The organism is Ramlibacter paludis (genome assembly GCF_022012305.1).
GTDB classification, from domain to species: domain Bacteria; phylum Pseudomonadota; class Gammaproteobacteria; order Burkholderiales; family Burkholderiaceae_C; genus Ramlibacter; species Ramlibacter paludis.
Genome location: NZ_JAKLTM010000003.1, coordinates 14,888 through 32,147, shown reverse-complemented (window position 1 = coordinate 32,147; position 17,260 = coordinate 14,888). Strand labels below are relative to the sequence as shown.

The following is a 17,260-nucleotide window of genomic DNA, read 5'->3' as shown; positions in this document are numbered from 1 at the left end:
GGGCCGGTCATGACCAATCTACGGGGCGGGCGCGTACAACCCTGTGGGATGGGCACCCCCAGCAGGCGTAGGCGGCGATGAAGCCGAGCCACGCCCGCGCCGCGCGGCCTCAGCCGTTCGGGTGCGCCTTCTTGTACGCCTCGATGCCGTCGAGGACTTCCTTCTTCGCGCTTTCCGGGCCTTCCCAGCCCAGCACCTTCACCCACTTGCCCGGCTCGAGGTCCTTGTAGTGCTCGAAGAAGTGCGAGATGGTCTTCAGGCGCATCGGGTTCAGGTCTTCCGGCTTCTGCCACTGCGTGTAGATCGAGAGGATCTTGTCGGTGGGCACGGCCAGCACCTTGCCGTCCTCGCCGGCCTCGTCCTGCATCTTCAGGATGCCGATCGGGCGGCAGGGCACCACCACGCCGGGGATCAGCGGCACCGGCGTGATCACCAGCACGTCGACCGGATCGCCGTCGCCGCTGATGGTCTTGGGCACGTAGCCGTAGTTGGTGGGGTAGTGCATGGCCGTGGACATGAAGCGGTCCACGAAGATGGCGCCGGTCTCCTTGTCGACCTCGTACTTGATCGGGTCGGCATTCATCGGGATCTCGATGATGACGTTGAAGGCTTCGGGGACGTTCTTGCCGGGGGTGACGAGGTCGAGGGACATGGTTCTGGCGTTAAGGGAAAGGACTAGCGTTGGCTCGGGAGAAACCCTGATTTTAGTGGGGCGGACGCCGCATTCCCGCCGGCGCCGTAGGACTGTCATCGCTTTGCCTATATATTCCGCCCGTTGGCCAATCGTCTCCTATCGCTGGAGCCACGAGGAAGCAACGCAGCGGGGGCTCCGCGGCGTTGGCGCCCTCACGAAGACTCAAGCGAAACGACAGGAGAAACTTCATGACTGGCAACTCGGCGCTGATCCTGGCGCTTGTCTGCGGCCTTGCGGCCGTGGTTTACGGTTTCTGGGCACGTGGCTGGATCTTGAGCCAGGACGCTGGCAATGCCCGGATGCAGGAAATCTCGGCCGCCATCCAGACCGGCGCGGCCGCCTACCTGGCGCGGCAATACAAGACCATCGGCATCGTCGGCGTCGTGCTGGCGATCCTGATCGGCATCTTCCTCGACGCCACCACGGCCATCGGCTTCGTCATCGGCGCGGTGCTTTCGGGCGCCTGCGGCTTCATCGGCATGAACGTCTCGGTGCGCGCCAACGTGCGCACCGCGCAGGCGGCCACGCGCGGCATCGGGCCGGCGCTGGACGTCGCCTTCCGCGGCGGCGCCATCACCGGCATGCTGGTGGTGGGCCTCGGCCTGCTGGGCGTGACCGGCTTCTACTGGTTCCTGGCCGGCAACGGCAACCTGACGCCGGACCGGAACCTGGCGACGATGCTCAACCCGCTGATCGGCTTTGCCTTCGGCTCCTCGCTGATCTCGATCTTCGCCCGTCTGGGCGGCGGCATCTTCACCAAGGGCGCCGACGTCGGCGCCGACCTGGTGGGCAAGGTGGAAGCCGGCATCCCCGAGGACGACCCGCGCAACCCCGCGGTGATCGCCGACAACGTGGGCGACAACGTCGGCGACTGCGCCGGCATGGCCGCCGACCTGTTCGAGACCTATGCGGTGACGCTGATCGCCACCATGGTGCTGGGCGCGCTGATGGTCGCCGGCGCGCGCGTCAACGCGGTGCTCTACCCGCTGGCGCTGGGCGGCGTGTCCATCATCGCCTCGATCATCGGCTGCTTCTTCGTCAAGGCCTCGCCCGGCATGAAGAACGTGATGCCGGCCCTGTACAAGGGCCTGGCCATTGCCGGCGTGCTGTCGCTGATCGCCTTCTTCTTCGTCACCAGGTGGCTGATGCCGGACAACGCGATCACCGCCACCGGCAGCCAGATGAAGCTGTTCGGCGCCTGCGTGGTCGGCCTGGTGCTGACCGGCGCGCTGGTGTGGATCACCGAGTTCTACACCGGCACCCAGTACTCGCCGGTGAAGCACATCGCGCAAGCCTCCACCACCGGCCACGGCACCAACATCATCGCCGGTCTCGGCGTGTCGATGCGTTCCACCGCCTGGCCGGTGCTGTTCGTCTGCGCCGCCATCATCGCCTCCTACACGCTGGCCGGCCTGTACGGCATCGCCGTCGCCGCGACCTCCATGCTGTCGATGGCCGGCATCGTGGTGGCGCTCGACGCCTATGGCCCCATCACCGACAACGCCGGCGGCATCGCCGAGATGGCCGACCTGCCCTCCAGCGTGCGCGACATCACCGACCCGCTGGACGCCGTGGGCAACACCACCAAGGCAGTGACCAAGGGCTACGCGATCGGCTCCGCCGGCCTGGCCGCGCTGGTGCTGTTTGCCGACTACACGCACAAGCTGGAGAGCTACGGCCGCCAGATCACCTTCGACCTGAGCGACCCGATGGTGATCATCGGCCTGTTCATCGGCGGCCTGATTCCCTACCTGTTCGGCGCGATGGCGATGGAGGCCGTCGGCCGCGCCGCCGGCTCGGTGGTGGTGGAAGTGCGCCGCCAGTTCCGCGAGATCGCCGGCATCATGGAAGGCACGGCCAAGCCGCAGTACGACGTAGCGGTGGACATGCTGACCAAGGCGGCGATCAAGGAAATGATGATCCCCTCGCTGCTGCCGGTGGTGGTGCCTATCCTGGTGGGCCTGATCCTCGGCCCCAAGGCGCTGGGCGGCCTGCTCATGGGAACCATCGTGACGGGCCTGTTCGTCGCCATCTCCATGTGCACGGGCGGCGGCGCCTGGGACAACGCCAAGAAGTACATCGAAGACGGCCACCACGGCGGCAAGGGCTCCGAAGCGCACAAGGCCGCCGTCACCGGCGACACCGTGGGCGACCCCTACAAGGACACGGCCGGCCCGGCGGTCAACCCGCTGATCAAGATCATCAACATCGTGGCGCTGCTGATCGTGCCGCTGGTGGTGAAGTTCCACTCCTGAGCCCGTCATTCCCGCTCAGGCGGGAATCCAGAGCTTCCAAGAGCGGCCTGCGGGTCGCTCTTTTCTTCAGCGGTGCGCCACCGCCTTCACCAGCGCCACCGCCGCCCCGGTGATCTGCGGCAGCTCCGACACCTTGCCGTCCTCGATCGCCTGCAGCACCAGCTCGTGGATGCCGCCCACCACCGCCATCGCCAGCTCCGGCGGCATCGCCACGCGCGCGCGGATGAAGTCGGCGATCTCCTGATTCAGCCGGCGGCGCGCGGCCAGGCCCTCGTCACCGACGTGCAGGATCTCGATGAACAGCGTGCGCATCAGCACCGGATTGGCCGCCATCGCGCCGAGGTAAGCCGCAGTGGCGTGTTCGACCTGCGCCTCCCAGTCGCGCGCCGGGTCGATCGCGTCGCGCAGCACCTTCAGCGCATTGCGGCTGGCCGCCTCGTACAGCGCCACCAGGCACTCCGCCTTGGTGGAGAAGTGCTCGTAGAAGGTCCGGCGCGACACGCTCGCCTCGCGCACGATGTCGGCGATGGTCGTCTCGCCATAGCCCTTGGCGGCGACGGCGTGCGCCATGCCTTCCAGCAGGCGGCTGCGATGCTGGGAGGCACCGGGAGCGAGTTCGAGAACGGCGAATTCGGACATGGAATGCGGTGGTACTTGACAGTACCGACAACGGATGAGAGCATCCCGATCATGACCGATCTCGTCGTCCGCCGCCTGCTCGTCGACATGGAAAAGCCGATCCCCCGCCACTGGTGCGGCGGCGACGCCTTCCGCACGGCGCTGTTCAACGCGCTGTCGATGAGCTTTCCGGTGGGCGAGCAGTTCTTCATCGACTCGGTGCGCGACGGCTTCAAGGCCCTGCCGCCGGAAAAGCAGGAGAAGTACCGGGCCGAGGTCCAGGGCTTCATCGGCCAGGAAGCCACGCACCGCCGCCTGCACAGCCTCTACAACGAGCACCTGGACAAGCTCGGCCTGCAGAACACCTGGGGACCGCGTGCCAAGGAGCGCATGAAGATGCTGGACGGCGTGGACGTACGCCACTGGCTGGCCGCCACCGCCGCCAACGAGCATTTCACTGCGATCCTGGCCGATTTCATGCTGACGAACCCGGACTTCCTGGGCACCGAAGACGAGCGTCTGCGCACGCTGTGGCTGTGGCACTCGGCGGAAGAGTCCGAGCACAAGTGCGTGGCCTTCGACCTGTACCAGGCGCTGGGCGGGGACCATCACTGGCGCATCAAGTGGATGCGCCGCGTGACCCTGGTGTTCCTGGTCGACACGCTGCGGCAGACGGTCAACAACCTGCGCCGCGACGGCACGCTGTGGAAGTGGAGCACCTGGAAGAGCGCGGCCAGCTACCTGTTCGGCCAGCGCGGCCTGGTGCGCCACACCTACGCGCCCTGGCGCGAGTATTTCCGCACCGACTTCCACCCGCTGCAGCTGCATTCCGAGGCCTCGCAGCAATGGCTGGCCGCGAACGCCGGGCAATACAAGGTCGTCTCGGCTTGATCCGGGCTGCTGGCGCAAAATAAGCGCCATGCAGCACCACTACATCGCCAACGCCCCGGTGCGCTCTTCGTCCGAGCGCACCCTGCCCGTCATCGATCCGTCGGATGGCCAGCAGTACGACACCATCCAGCGCGGCACCGCCGACGACGTGGACCAGGCCGTGCAGGCCGCACGCCACTGCTTCGAAGGCGTCTGGAGCAAGCTGAGCGCCGCCGAGCGCGGTCGCCTGATGATGCGCCTGTCGCTCAAGGTGGCCGAGCACGCCGAGGAGCTGGCGGCCATCGAGCAGCGCGATTGCGGCAAGCCGACCAAGCAGGCCCGCGCCGATGCGGTGGCCCTCGCGCGCTACTTCGAGTTCTACGCCGGCGCCTGCGACAAGCTGCACGGCGAGACCCTGCCTTACCAGGACGGCTACACGGTGTTCACCTGGCGCGAGCCGCACGGCGTGACCGGCCACGTGATTCCCTGGAACTACCCGATGCAGATCTTCGGCCGCAGCGTCGGCGGCGCGCTCGCCGCCGGCAACGTCTGCGTGGTCAAGCCCTCGGAAGATGCCTGCCTGTCGCTGATCCGCGTGGCGCAGCTGGCGGCGGAAGTGGGCTTCCCGGCCGGCGCGATCAACATCGTCACCGGCTACGGACATGAAGTCGGCGACGCGCTCGCGCGCCATCCCGGCATCGACCACATCAGCTTCACCGGCAGCCCCAGCGTGGGCACCATCATCCAGCAGGTGGCGGCCGAACGCCATTGCCCGGTGACGCTGGAGCTCGGAGGCAAGAGCCCGCAGATCGTCTTTGCCGATGCCGACATCGAGCAGGTGCTGCCCGTCGTCATCAACGCCATCGTGCAGAACGCCGGCCAGACCTGCAGCGCCGGCTCGCGCCTGCTGGTCGAACAGTCGCTGTACGAGCCCCTCCTGGAGCGGCTCGGCACGGCCTTCTCCAACCTGCGCGTGGGCCCCGCCCCCATGGACCTGGACGTCGGCCCGCTGATCCGCCAGAGCCAGCAGCAGCGCGTGTGGGATTTCCTCTCCGACGCGCAGCACGCCGGCATTTCGATGGTGGCCCAGGGCCGCGTGGTGGACGAAGCGCCCGAGACCGGCTTCTACCAGGCGCCGACGCTGCTGCGCGACGTGCCGGTGACGCACCGCCTGGCGCAGGAAGAAGTGTTCGGCCCGGTGCTGGCGGCCATGTCCTTCCGCAACGAGGACCACGCGGTGGAGCTCGCCAACGCGACGCAGTTTGGCCTGGTGGCCGGCGTCTGGACGCGCGACGGCGCGCGCCAGCTGCGCATGGCCCGCAAGGTGAAGAGCGGGCAGGTGTTCATCAACAACTACGGCGCCGGCGGCGGCGTGGAACTGCCCTTCGGCGGCGTGAAGTCATCCGGCTACGGACGCGAGAAGGGCTTCGAGGCCTTGTACGGATTCACGACGCTGAAGACCGTCGCGATCAAGCACGGGTGAGTTGCCACACCAGCTTGTCATCCCGGGCTTGACCCGGGATCCATCTCCTGCGCCTGGATAAGCAACGGGAGATGGATTGCGGGTCGAGCCCGCAATGACATGGGATTTGCCTAGCCCTTCACCCGCGCCGTCTTCACCACCGTCTCCGCCATCGGCAGCAGGCGGGTGAAGAACGCCATCTTCGGCGCCATGAAGGTGGCGGCGTAGAGCTCTTCGCCTTCCACCGGGTTGTTGCGCACGCCTACCCAGCCCACGCCCTGCAGGGTCAGGTCGTCCACGCGGCGCTCCAGGGTGAACTCGAAGCGCACCCCCGGCTGGCCGGCGAAGCTGCCGCGGTCCATCTTCGTGACCGTCACGGCGCCTTCGTTGGCGTAAAGCTCCTCGAACAGGCTCACCAGCTTCTCGGCCGGCAGGCCGGCCTTGAAGGTGGGCACGCGCGGCTCGCGGCTGTCGGCGCCGCGCGAATAGAACTGCGGCTTGTTCATCAGCGCCTGGCCCGGCTTGACCGCGCCCCAGATGCGCAGCTGGTCCAGCGGCAGGCCCTCCTGCGTCCAGGTGTCGTAGCTCTCGCCTTCCCACGGGTCGTTGATGCGGTTCCAGGCATCGCTCACGTGCACCACCAGCTTCTCGTTGACGACTTCGTCGCCTTCGATCCGGGTCATGATGCTGCAGGCGGCCAGCGACAAGGCCAGCAACAGGGTTGCAAGGGTCTTCATGGCTTCAGGTCCGTGAGGTAGCCGCGCACCAGGCCGGCGTCGGCGGCGTTGGGCGCCTTGATCAGGTATTGCTCGAAGTTCGCGACCGCGTTGACGGTGTCGCGGCGCTGCTGGTGCATGAGGCCCAGCGAGCGGAAGGTCTCCGCCGGCGGCGCCTTGAACTGCGCGGCCAGCTGCAGGTCGGCCAGCGCGCGATTGCCGTCGCCGCCCTCGTCGCGCAGGCGATAGACCTCGCCGCGGGCATAGAGCGCGTCCACGTCCTGTGCGTCGCGCGCCACCATGCGATCGAGCAGCACCAGGCTTTCCTCGTACTGGCCGCGCTTGATCTCGTCCTGCAGCCAGCCGAAGCGCAGCGGCGCGATCGCCTGGCGCAGGCGGTCGGCGCCCAGGTCGCCGCCGCCGTTGCCGGCCATCTGCCGCAGTTCGTCGCGCCGGCCCGCGGTGGTCGGGTGGGTGGCGAAGATGTCCTGGCGCGAACCGGCTTCCTCGCCGCCCGTGACCTTGAGTTCCGCCAGCAGGTTTTCCCAGACGGCGGGCGCCTGCCGGCCGTCGTAGCCGGCGCGCTTCATCAGGCGCATGCCCAGGCGGTCGGCGCGCGACTCGTGTTCGCGGGAGAAGGCAAACATGCTCGCCAGCACCCCGATCTGGCCGGCCACGCCGCCCAGGCCGCCCACCAGGCCGACCAGCTGCGCCACCAGCGCGTGGTTGCGCGCCAGGCGCAGCTGCTCCACCGAATGGCGTTCCAGGTAGTGGCCCAGCTCGTGGCCGATCACGGCGGCCAGCTGCGCCTCGTTCTCGGCGCGCAGCAGCAGGCCGCTCCACATGAGCATCATGCCGTTGGGCGCCATCATGGCGTTGAAGAGCGGCATGCGCACCGTGTGCGGGCGGATGTCCAGGCCATGGGCCGGCGCGAGGCGCTTGACCAGGTCCTGCAGGTAGGTCGTGAGCGCCGCGTCCTTGACCGTGAGCGGGCTGCGGCGCACGCGGGCTTCCTCGCGGTCCATGATCGCCCACAGGCCGCCTTCGTCGCTTTCCGGCGCGGGCCGCGCGAATCGCGGCGGAACGACGTTGTCGTCGCCGTCGGCGGCCAGGGCCGGCAGGCCGGTGGACAAGGCGCCGAGCGCCAGGCAGTGGCGGCAGGCGGAGCGCAGGAAGCCGCGCCGGCCGTTGGGGTTCATGCGGGGATCGATGATCACTGCTGCCCCGGGAAGCCCTTGAGCAGGGCGTCGACCGTCTCCATTGCCTTGCCGCCGTCGCGCAGGTCGCCCCACGAGCGGTCCAGGCCGCTGAACCAGACCACGCGGCCGGTGTTCAGGTCCACCAGCGAGGCATAGCCGCGCTGCTCGCCCCCGGGCATGTAGGCGCCGATCAGCGCCATGCCCAGCATCGCCATCTTGCGTTCGTTGCTGGCGTAGGTGTCGCGCAGGTAGCTGAAAAGCGCGTAGTCGGCGCCGGTCTTCGCCTTGAGTTCCGCCACCGATTCCGCGCCCAGCGACCAGTCGAGCCGCTCGCTCTTCGTCGGCAGCTTGAGGTTGCCGAAGTGGTGGATGGAGATCGCGCCGGCCACCGCGCGATGCAGGGCCGCGACCTCGCTGAAGTCCTCCATCTGCGCGGGCGTCAGGCGCGAGATGTTGCTGCCCAGGCGGCCGATGTCGCGCAGCAGGGCCGCGGCGAGGTTCTTCTGCGCCTGCTCGGTCCAGTCGGCGCGCGGTTCGACCACGCCGCCGGCGCTGATCGAATACAGCTCCATGTCGGCGGGGATGATGACCAGCCGGGAAGCGACGGGCCGCGTGCTGAAGCCCGGGGCGAGCTTGGCCGTGTCGGGCAGGACCTGGGCCTGGACGGCGCCGGCGGCCAGCAACAGGGCCAGCACGGCCGGGCGGCTGCGTGCGAAAAGTGCGGGCATGTGGAACTCCTGCCTCTGTGAACGGAAAGGCCGAAACCGGCGCGGAGGCCCGCGCCGGAATCAGCAACAATGCGACTGTATGCGGCGCTGCCGGCTCGTCCAGTACGTGTAACGGCCCGCACCCAAATCAGCGCGCCAGCGGCCAGGTTTCACGCTGGCGTGCGCTTTAACCAACAAAGGAGTTCGACATGCGGGTGAAGGACAAATCGATCATCGTCACGGGTTCCGGCGGCGGCATCGGCGAAGGCATCGCGCATCGCCTGGCCGCCGAGGGCGCCCGAGTGATCGTCAACGACATCGACAGCGCGCGTGGCGAAAAGGTCGCCGCGGCCATCAACGCCCAGGGCGGCCGGGCCAGCTTCTTCGCCGCCGACGTCACGAAATCCGACGAAGTGAAGGCGCTGGTCGCCGCCGCCGTGCAACGCCACGGCAAGCTGGACGTGATGGTGAACAACGCCGGCTGGACCCACCGCAACCGCCCGGCGCTGGAGGTGAGCGAGGAGGAATTCGACAAGGTCTATGCCATCAACATGAAGAGCATCTACCTGGCGACCATCCACGCGGTGCCGGCCTTCCGCGCCAACAAGGGCGGCAGCTTCATCAACATCGCCTCCACCGCCGGCGTGCGGCCGCGCCCCGGCCTCACCTGGTACAACGGCTCCAAGGGCGCGGTCATCACCACCAGCAAGTCCCTGGCGGCCGAATTCGGGCCCGACAACATCCGCGTGAACTGCGTCAACCCGGTGTTCAACCCCGACACCGGCCTGTCCGCCGAATTCGCCGGCGGCCCGGTGGACGATGCCCGCCGCGCCAAATTCCTGGCCACCATCCCGCTGGGACGCTTTTCCACCAGCATGGACGTGGCGAACGCCTGCCTTTACCTCGCCAGCGACGAGGCGGCCTTCATTTCGGGCGTGTGCATCGAGGTGGATGGGGCGCGCTGCGTCTGAGTCCCCGCGTTTTGCGGGTTAAGCCGCGGGCGCGACAATAGGGCATGGCTGAACGCGTGATTCCCCTGGTCGACCAGCGCCTCGCGGCGCTCGGCGCGACCCTGCCCGCGCAGCCCATCGCGGCGACCGGCCTGCTGGCGGACACCCTGGGGCGGCCGCTGCGCGACCTGCGCATCAGCGTCACCGACCGCTGCAACTTCCGCTGCAGCTACTGCATGCCCAAGGAAGTCTTCGACAAGGACTACCAGTACCTGCCGCATGCCTCGCTGCTGAGCTTCGAGGAAATCACCCGCACCGCCCGCCAGTTCCTCGCCCACGGCGTGCACAAGATCCGCCTGACCGGCGGCGAGCCGCTGCTGCGCAAGAACCTCGAGATCCTGGTCGGGCAGCTGGCCGCGCTGCGCACGGTGGACGGCACGCCGCCGGAACTCACGCTCACCACCAACGGCTCGCTGCTGGCCCGCAAGGCGCGCGTGCTGAAGGAAGCCGGGCTGCAGCGGGTGACCGTCAGCCTCGATGGCCTGGACGACGAGATCTTCCGCCGCATGAACGACGTGGACTTCCCGGTGGCCGAGGTGCTGGACGGGATTGCCGCGGCGCGGGCCGCCGGGCTGGGCCCGATCAAGGTCAACATGGTGGTCAAGCGCGGCACCAACGAAGACCAGATCCTGCCGATGGCGCGCCACTTCCGCGGCACGGGCGTCGTGCTGCGCTTCATCGAGTACATGGACGTGGGCGCGACCAACGGCTGGCGCATGGACGAAGTCCTGCCGTCGGCGGCGGTGCGCGACATCATCCACGCCGAATTCCCGCTGGTGCAGCTCGCGCCCTCGGCGCCCGGCGAGACGGCCGAACGCTGGGGCTACGCCGATGGCCAAGGCGAGATCGGCCTGATCAGCAGCGTGACGCAGGCCTTCTGCGGCGACTGCAACCGCGCCCGTTTGTCCACCGAAGGCAAGCTCTACCTCTGCCTCTTCGCCAGCAACGGCTACGACCTGCGCGCGCTGCTGCGCGGTGGCGCGAGCGACGCGGAACTCGCCTCGGCGATCGGCCACATCTGGCAAGGCCGCGGCGACCGCTACTCCGAGCTGCGCAGCACGCTGGCCGCCGACACCGGCACCGGTGGCCGCCGCGTCGAGATGAGCTACATCGGCGGCTGAGGTCCCCGCGCCGGCGGGTTAAAGTCCGCGCATGATCGCCAAGGAAGACATCACGGGCATCGTCCTCGCCGGCGGCCGCGGCTCCCGCATGGGCGGCGCCGACAAGGGCCTGCAAAATTTCCGCGGGATGCCGCTGGCCCTGCACACGCTGCTGCGCCTCGGGCCGCAGGTCGGCGAAGCAATGGTGAACGCCAACCGCAACCTGGCGGCCTACGAGTCCTTCGGCGTGCCGGTGTGGCCCGATGCCCCGGCCGACTACGCCGGCCCGCTGGCGGGCTTCCTCGTGGGCCTGGAGCGCTGCGAAACGGCCTACCTCGTCACCGTGCCCTGCGACACCCCCCTCTTCCCGACCGACCTGGTCGCCCGCCTGGCCGAGGCGCTGGAACGCGAGGACGCGGACATCGCGATGGCGACGGCGCGCGAGGAAGATGGGCAATTGCGTTCCCAGCCGGTGTTCTCCCTCCTGCGGCACGAGCTGATGGAAAGCCTGGTGCGCTTCACCACCGGCGGCGGCCGCAAGATCGACGCCTGGTCCGCGCAGCACAAGACGGTGCTGGTTCCCTTCGACCGGGAGGGCGACGACCCGGCCGCTTTCTTCAACGCCAACACGCTGGCGGAGCTGCACCAGCTGGAACAACCGCGATGAGCGCCACGATCGCCGAGATTGCGGCGCAGCTGCAAGGCTACGACCCGCAGGCGCTCAGCGCCGAAGGCGTGGGCGCGTTCCTGGCGAAGCTCGTGGCGCCCGTAGCGGAGACGGAGACGGTCGGCGTGCTCGATGCGCTGGACCGCGTGCTGGCCGCCGACCTCGTTTCGCCGCTCAGCGTGCCGCCGCACGACAACTCCGCGATGGACGGCTATGCGTTCGACGGCGCGCAGCTGGCCGGCGGGTCCGCCCTGGAACTCGAAGTGGTGGGCACCGCGCTCGCGGGCCAGGCCTGGCGCGGCACCGCCGCCGCGGGCCAGTGCGTGAAGATCATGACCGGGGCGATCATGCCGGCCGGGCTGGACACGGTGGTTCCGCAGGAGTTCACCAAGGCCGGCGCCGATGGCCGCATCGTGATCCCGGCCGGATTGCTGGCCGCGGGCGACAACCGTCGCCTGAAGGGCGAGGACCTGATGCAGGGCCAGCCCGCGCTGCGCGCCGGCGAACGGCTGGCTCCCGCGGCGCTGGGGCTGATCGCCAGCCTCGGGATCGCCGAAGTGGAAGTGCAGCGCCGCCTGCGCGTGGCTTACTTCTCCACCGGCGACGAGATCCTGAGCCTGGGCGAGGCGCCGCGCGAAGGCGCGGTGTACGACAGCAACCGCTACACGGTGCACGGGCTGCTGCGGCGCCTGGGCTGCGAGGTGATCGACCTCGGCGTGATCCGCGACCAGCCGGCGCTGCTCGAAGCCGCCTTCACCGATGCGGCTGCGCGTGCCGACGCCATCATCACCAGCGGCGGCGTGAGCGTCGGCGAGGCCGACTTCACCAAGGCCATGATGAAGAAGCTGGGCGACGTGGCCTTCTGGAAGATCGCGATGCGGCCGGGCCGGCCGATGGCCGTCGGCCGCATCGGCCGTTCGGTCCTGTTCGGGCTGCCGGGCAATCCGGTGGCCGTGATGGTGACCTTCCTCGCCTTCGTGCGCCCTGCCCTGCTGCGCATGATGGGCGCGCGGGCGACGGAAACGGTGCTGCTGAAGGCGCACAGCGCGGAGGCGTTGCGCAAGAAGCCGGGGCGCACCGAGTACCAGCGCGGGACGGTCACGCGGGCCGCGGACGGGTCGCTGCAGGTGCGCACGACGGGCAACCAGGGGTCCGGCGTGTTGAGCTCCATGGTGCAGGCGAACGGCTTGATCGTGCTGCACCACGCGCAGGGCAACGTCGCGGCGGGGGAGGAAGTCGACGTGATGATGTTCGACGGGGCGATCTAGCCGCGGTTCGCCTGCGGGCTCACCACGGCCTACAAAAGCATCGAGAAGCGTAGGCCGGGGTGGAAACCCCGGCTCCTCCGCCGCAAGCCGGGGTTTCCACCCCGGCCTACGAGAGCCGGTCCCCGTAGGCCGTGGTGAGCCCGCAAGCGAACCGCGGCTACACGAACCGCACCTGCGCAATGGGCGGCAGATCGCGCGACACGCAGTGCCACAGCGCGCCATCGTCTTCGCTGATCCAGAGTCCACCCGTCGTCGACCCCATCGCCAGCGTGCCGCCATCGTCGCTGACCGCCAAGCCGTGCCGGTAGATCAGGTGGTACGCATCATGCGGCGGCAGGCCGTAGCCCAGGCTCTCGAAGCGCACGCCACCGTCGCGCGTCTCGTTGACCACCACCTTGCCGTCCACCGGCACCCGCCGCGCATCCGAATGCGCGGGCACGAACCAGGCGCGCTGCGGGTCGCGCGGATGCGCGGCCACCACGAAGCCGAAATCGCTGGGCATGGGCCGCGGCAGGCGCTGCCATTGCAGGCCGCCGTCGGTGGACCGGTACATGCCGCCATGGTGCTGCGCCCAGACGACGTCCGGCGCCGCGGGGCAGGCCGCGATGCGGTGCACGTCCTGGATGTTGCCGTCGTAGCGGCGCTCGGGCGGCATGTAGTCGCCGGCGTCCATGCCCTGCGAGGTGTTGGCCCAGGTGGCGCCGCCGTCGCGCGTCTGCCAGACGCCCGCGCAGGAGATGGCGATGGTGACGTGCTTCGCGTCGCGCGGATCGACCACGATCGAATGGATGCCGGCATGGTCGTAGCCACCGCCGAACCAGTCCTTGCGGCCCGGCTCGTGCCACAGGCTTTCCACGAGCTGCCAGCTGTCGCCGTGGTCGTCCGAGGAGAACAGGCCCGCCGGCAGGCCGCCGGCCCAGAGGCGGCCGCCGCCGGCCTCCAGGCTCCACACCATGTCCAGCGTCCAGGGCGTCGCATCGGCGGCCCACGGACCTTCCGTGGGCTTGGGCGGAAAGGCCGGCGTGGCGATCTCCTGCCAGCTCGCCCCGCGGTCGCGGCTGCGGCGCATCTTCACGCCGAAGTGGCCCAGGCGCAGCGCCGCGTACCAGGCGCCGTCGGACGGGTCCACCGTTACCTGCGTCACCGGTTCGCCGGCGAAGTGCGGCGCGCCGGGATGCCACGCGGTCTTGCCCCGCTCGACCAGGAACAGGCCCTTGCGGGTCGCGACTAGCACTGGCTGCATCTCATCCTCCTGACAGGGCCTGGATGACCATGACGCTGTCCTGCGGCTGCAGGGCGCGCGTGAGGTCGGAGCGGCTGGGAATCATCTGCCCGTTGACGAACACCGCCACGTGCTTGCGCACGGCGCCCTGCTCGTCCAGCACGTAGCCGCGCAGCGCGGGCGCGGCGCGAAAGGCGGCATCGAGCGCCGCGGCGAGCGTGGCCGCGCCGACTTCCTGCCGGGGGCAGGCCACGTGGCGCGTGAGGGCGGGAGCGAATTCGACGGTGGGCACGCGCGGATTGCACACCGCCCGGCGGCGGCGGTCAATCCCGCTTCAAGCGGGCAGGACGTGCGCCGCCTCTTCCTTGGCCTCGGCCTTGTTGGCCCCCGGCACTTCCTTGCGCGCGAACAGCGTGTACATGGTGGGCACCACGAACACCGTCAGCAGCGTGCCCAGCGACATGCCGCCCACGATCACCCAGCCGATCTGGGTGCGGCTCTCGGCGCCGGCGCCGGTGGCCATGGCCAGCGGCACGGCGCCCAGCACCATGGCGCCGGTCGTCATCAGGATCGGGCGCAGGCGCTGCGACGCCGCCTTCACCAGCGCGTCGACCATGTCGAGGCCCTGCTCGCGCAGCTGGTTGGCGAATTCGACGATCAGGATACCGTGCTTGGTGATCAGGCCCACCAGCGTGATCAGGCCGATCTGCGAATACACGTTCAGCGAGCCGCCGCTCCACTTCAAGGCGAGCAGCGCGCCCACCATCGACAGCGGCACCGACAGCATGATCACCAGCGGATCGACGAAGCTCTCGAACTGCGCCGCCAGCACCAGGAAGATGAACAGCAGCGCCAGCACGAACACGATGGCCAGCGCGCCCTGCGAGTTGCGGAACTCGCGCGAGGTGCCGTTGAGGTCGGTGGTGTAGCCGGGCTTGAGCACCTTGGCCGAGGTCTCGTTCATGAACTCCAGCGCCTGGCCCAGCGAGTAGTCCGCCGCCAGGTTGGCCGTGATCGCCACGGCGCGCCGCTGGCCGAAGTGGTTCAGCTCGCGCGGGCTGACGCTCTCGCGCGTCTTCACCAGCGCCGACAGCGGGACCATGGTGTCGCCGCGGCCGCGCACGTTGATCGCGTCGATGGCTTCGGGCGTGCTGCGGCCGCTGGGCAGCGTCTGCACGATCACGTCGTACTGCTCGGCGTCGCGCTTGTAGCGCGTCACCTGCCGGCCGCCCAGCATGGTTTCCAGGGCGCGCGCAACGACGTCGACACCCACGCCCAGGTCGGCCGCCTTCTCGCGGTCGATGTCGATGCGCAGTTCCGGCTTGTTCAGGCGCAGGTCCACGTCTACGCTCTGGATGCCGGGGTTCTTCGCGATCTCGTCCAGCATCTGCCGCGTCACGCGGTTGAGGTTCTCGTAGCTGTCCGAGGTCTGGATCACGAAGTTCAGCGGCCGCTCCCGGAAGCCTTGCCCCAGCGACGGCGGGGTGATCGGGAAGGCGTTGACGCCCGGCAGCGCGTTGAACTTGGGCGCCATCTCGCGCGCGATGTCCAGCGTCGAGCGCTTGCGTTCGTCCCAATCCACGGCACGGTAGACCACGCTGCCCTGCGAGACCGTGGGGTTGCCGAGGTTGGCGAAGATCCGGTCGAATTCCTTGTACTGGCTGCCGATGCGCTCCAGCGCCTTGGCATAGCGGTCCGTGTACTCCAGCGTGGCGCCGTCGGGCGCGTTGATGTTGGCGAGGATGGTGCCCCGGTCTTCCAGCGGCGACAGCTCCGACTTCATGGTCGGCCACACCAGGCCGATCACGCCCGCGCACAGCACCATGACGCCGATCACCAGCCAGCGCGCCTGCAGCAGCCGGCCGCGCGCGCCGCCGGAGGCCTGGCCCCAGCGCGCGGTGACCACCCAGCGCAGCGCCCGCTCGTAGGCGCCGGTGAGCGCCGTCAGCCAGCGCTCCATGTGGGCGTCGAACCAGGTGTGCTTCTCGGTGTGGCGCAGCAGCTTGGAGCACATCATCGGCGTCAGCGTGAGCGCGATGAAGCCCGACACCATCACGGCGCCGGCCAGCGCCAGCGCGAACTCGACGAACAGCCGGCCGGTGCGGCCCGGCGTGAAGGCCAGCGGCGCGTACACGGCCACCAGCGTGAAGGTCATGGTGATGACGGCGAAGCCGATCTCTCGCGCGCCCTTGATCGAGGCCGAGAACGGATCCAGCCCCTCCTCGATGTGCCGGAAGATGTTCTCCAGCATCACGATGGCGTCGTCCACCACCAGGCCGATGGCGAGCACCAGCGCCAGCAGGGTCAGCGTGTTGATGGTGAAGCCGAACATCGCCATCAGCGCGAAGCAGCCGATCAGGCTGACCGGGATGGTGACGATGGGGATGATCGACGCCCGGACGGTGCGCAGGAACACGAAGATCACCAGCGCCACCAGCACGATCGCCTCGCCGATCGTGTGGTACACGTTCTTCACCGAGCGGTCGATGAAGACCGAGTTGTCGTTGGCGACGTCGATCGTCACGTCGGCCGGCAGGTCCTGCTTCAGCTTGGGGATCATGTCCCGCACGCCTTGCGACAGGGTCAGCGGGTTGGCGGTGGCCTGGCGGATCACCCCGGCGGAGATGGCATAGCGGCCGTTCAGGCGGGCGGCGCTGCGCTCGTCGGCCGCGCCCTCCTGCACCCGGGCGATGTCGCGGATCTTGACCGGGAAGCCGTTCACGTTCTTGACGACGATCTCGCCGAACTGCGCCGGCTTCACCAGGTCGGTCTGCGAGGTCACGCTGAACTCGCGCTGCTGCGACTCGATGCGCCCGGCCGGCACCTCGAGGTTGCTGCGGCGGATCGCGTCCTCCACGTCCTGCGTGGTCAGGCGGTAGCCGGCCAGCTTCTCGGCGTCGAGCCAGACGCGCATGGCGTACTTGCGCTCGCCGAAGATGCGCACGTCGGCCACGCCGGTCACCGTCTGCAGCCGCGGCTTGACGATGCGGTTGACCAGGTCGTTGATCTGCAGCGGGTTGAGCGTGTCGCTGGTGAAGGCCAGCCAGATCACCGGGAAGGCGTCGGCTTCCACCTTGGCGATCACCGGTTCGTCGATCGCCTGCGGCAGCCGGTTGCGCACGCGCGAGGTGCGGTCGCGGACTTCGGCGGCGGCGGTGTCGGCGTCCTTCTCCAGGCGGAAGCGCACCGAGATCTGCGCCTGCTCGGGCCGGCTGATCGAGGTGATCACGTCGACGGCGTCGATGCCGGCAATGGAGTCTTCCAGCGGCTTGGTCACCTGCGACTCGATCACTTCGGCGGAGGCGCCGGCGTACTTGACGCTCACCGTGACGACCGGCTCGTCGATCTTGGGGTACTCGCGCACCGACAGGCGCGTGAAGCTGACCACGCCGACCAGCAGCACCAGCAGCGAGAGCACCGTCGCGAAGACGGGGCGACGGATCGCGATTTCGGGAAGTTGCATCGCGGCCCC

15 protein-coding genes are annotated in these 17,260 nt (G+C 69.0%); 7 read left to right on the top strand and 8 right to left on the bottom strand.

The window, feature by feature from the left end:
- Nucleotides 1-109: 109 nt before the first annotated feature.
- Complete coding sequence (gene ppa, locus LZ009_RS10870; RefSeq protein WP_275697950.1) at nt 110-652, bottom strand: inorganic diphosphatase; 543 nt, start codon at nt 650-652, stop codon at nt 110-112.
- A 230-nt stretch (nt 653-882) separates the two neighbouring features.
- Between ppa and LZ009_RS10865 the strand changes: the two genes are divergently transcribed.
- A complete protein-coding gene (locus tag LZ009_RS10865) occupies nt 883-2,949 on the top strand; it encodes a sodium-translocating pyrophosphatase (protein WP_275697949.1) in 2,067 nt (688 codons plus the stop codon).
- Between the two features lie 66 nt (nt 2,950-3,015).
- Here the strand turns inward: LZ009_RS10865 and LZ009_RS10860 are convergent, their stop codons facing one another.
- Nucleotides 3,016-3,588, bottom strand: coding sequence for a TetR/AcrR family transcriptional regulator (locus tag LZ009_RS10860; protein ID WP_275697948.1), 573 nt, complete (start codon nt 3,586-3,588; stop codon nt 3,016-3,018).
- Between the two features lie 51 nt (nt 3,589-3,639).
- On the opposite strand from LZ009_RS10860, the gene LZ009_RS10855 reads away from it, so the two are divergent.
- Both LZ009_RS10855 and LZ009_RS10850 read left to right on the top strand, forming a co-directional pair.
- Nucleotides 3,640-4,458, top strand: coding sequence for a metal-dependent hydrolase (locus LZ009_RS10855; protein WP_275697947.1), 819 nt, complete (start codon nt 3,640-3,642; stop codon nt 4,456-4,458).
- A 28-nt stretch (nt 4,459-4,486) separates the two neighbouring features.
- The gene (locus LZ009_RS10850) at nt 4,487-5,920 is read left to right on the top strand and encodes an aldehyde dehydrogenase family protein (RefSeq protein WP_275697946.1); all 1,434 of its coding nucleotides are present in this window, start codon (nt 4,487-4,489) and stop codon (nt 5,918-5,920) included.
- 110 nt (nt 5,921-6,030) lie between these two features.
- Here LZ009_RS10850 and LZ009_RS10845 read toward each other — a convergent pair whose 3' ends face one another.
- From LZ009_RS10845 to LZ009_RS10835, 3 genes are read right to left on the bottom strand one after another with little or no spacing between them, the layout of a single operon-like run.
- Nucleotides 6,031-6,636, bottom strand: a complete 606-nt coding sequence (locus LZ009_RS10845) for a hypothetical protein (RefSeq protein ID WP_275697945.1) — start codon at nt 6,634-6,636, stop codon at nt 6,031-6,033.
- On the bottom strand, nt 6,633-7,832 hold the full coding sequence (locus tag LZ009_RS10840; protein WP_275697944.1) for a M48 family metallopeptidase: 1,200 nt from the start codon (nt 7,830-7,832) through the stop codon (nt 6,633-6,635). The genes LZ009_RS10845 and LZ009_RS10840 overlap by 4 nt, the downstream gene beginning before the upstream one ends.
- The gene (locus tag LZ009_RS10835) at nt 7,829-8,542 is read right to left on the bottom strand and encodes a hypothetical protein (RefSeq protein ID WP_275697943.1); all 714 of its coding nucleotides are present in this window, start codon (nt 8,540-8,542) and stop codon (nt 7,829-7,831) included. Before LZ009_RS10835 ends, LZ009_RS10840 begins: the two co-directional genes overlap by 4 nt.
- Nucleotides 8,543-8,730: 188 nt before the next feature.
- On the opposite strand from LZ009_RS10835, the gene LZ009_RS10830 reads away from it, so the two are divergent.
- The 4 genes from LZ009_RS10830 to moeA are packed head-to-tail and all read left to right on the top strand — an operon-like array spanning nt 8,731 to nt 12,566.
- The gene (locus tag LZ009_RS10830) at nt 8,731-9,492 is read left to right on the top strand and encodes an SDR family oxidoreductase (protein WP_275697942.1); all 762 of its coding nucleotides are present in this window, start codon (nt 8,731-8,733) and stop codon (nt 9,490-9,492) included.
- 44 nt (nt 9,493-9,536) lie between these two features.
- Nucleotides 9,537-10,652, top strand: coding sequence for a GTP 3',8-cyclase MoaA (gene moaA, locus LZ009_RS10825; protein ID WP_275697941.1), 1,116 nt, complete (start codon nt 9,537-9,539; stop codon nt 10,650-10,652).
- A gap of 31 nt (nt 10,653-10,683) precedes the next feature.
- Nucleotides 10,684-11,298 (top strand): molybdenum cofactor guanylyltransferase MobA, encoded by a 615-nt coding sequence (gene mobA, locus LZ009_RS10820; protein ID WP_275697940.1) that lies wholly within the window; start codon nt 10,684-10,686, stop codon nt 11,296-11,298.
- Nucleotides 11,295-12,566, top strand: coding sequence for a molybdopterin molybdotransferase MoeA (moeA, locus tag LZ009_RS10815; RefSeq protein WP_275697939.1), 1,272 nt, complete (start codon nt 11,295-11,297; stop codon nt 12,564-12,566). Before mobA ends, moeA begins: the two co-directional genes overlap by 4 nt.
- Before the next feature lie 157 nt (nt 12,567-12,723).
- On the opposite strand, the gene LZ009_RS10810 is transcribed toward moeA, so the two are convergent.
- From LZ009_RS10810 to LZ009_RS10800, 3 genes are read right to left on the bottom strand one after another with little or no spacing between them, the layout of a single operon-like run.
- The gene (locus LZ009_RS10810; protein ID WP_275697938.1) at nt 12,724-13,809 is read right to left on the bottom strand and encodes a beta propeller repeat protein; all 1,086 of its coding nucleotides are present in this window, start codon (nt 13,807-13,809) and stop codon (nt 12,724-12,726) included.
- Nucleotide 13,810: 1 nt separating this feature from the next.
- On the bottom strand, nt 13,811-14,080 hold the full coding sequence (locus LZ009_RS10805) for a MoaD/ThiS family protein (protein ID WP_275697937.1): 270 nt from the start codon (nt 14,078-14,080) through the stop codon (nt 13,811-13,813).
- Between the two features lie 42 nt (nt 14,081-14,122).
- Nucleotides 14,123-17,251, bottom strand: coding sequence for an efflux RND transporter permease subunit (locus LZ009_RS10800; RefSeq protein WP_275697936.1), 3,129 nt, complete (start codon nt 17,249-17,251; stop codon nt 14,123-14,125).
- Nucleotides 17,252-17,260: the final 9 nt, after the last annotated feature.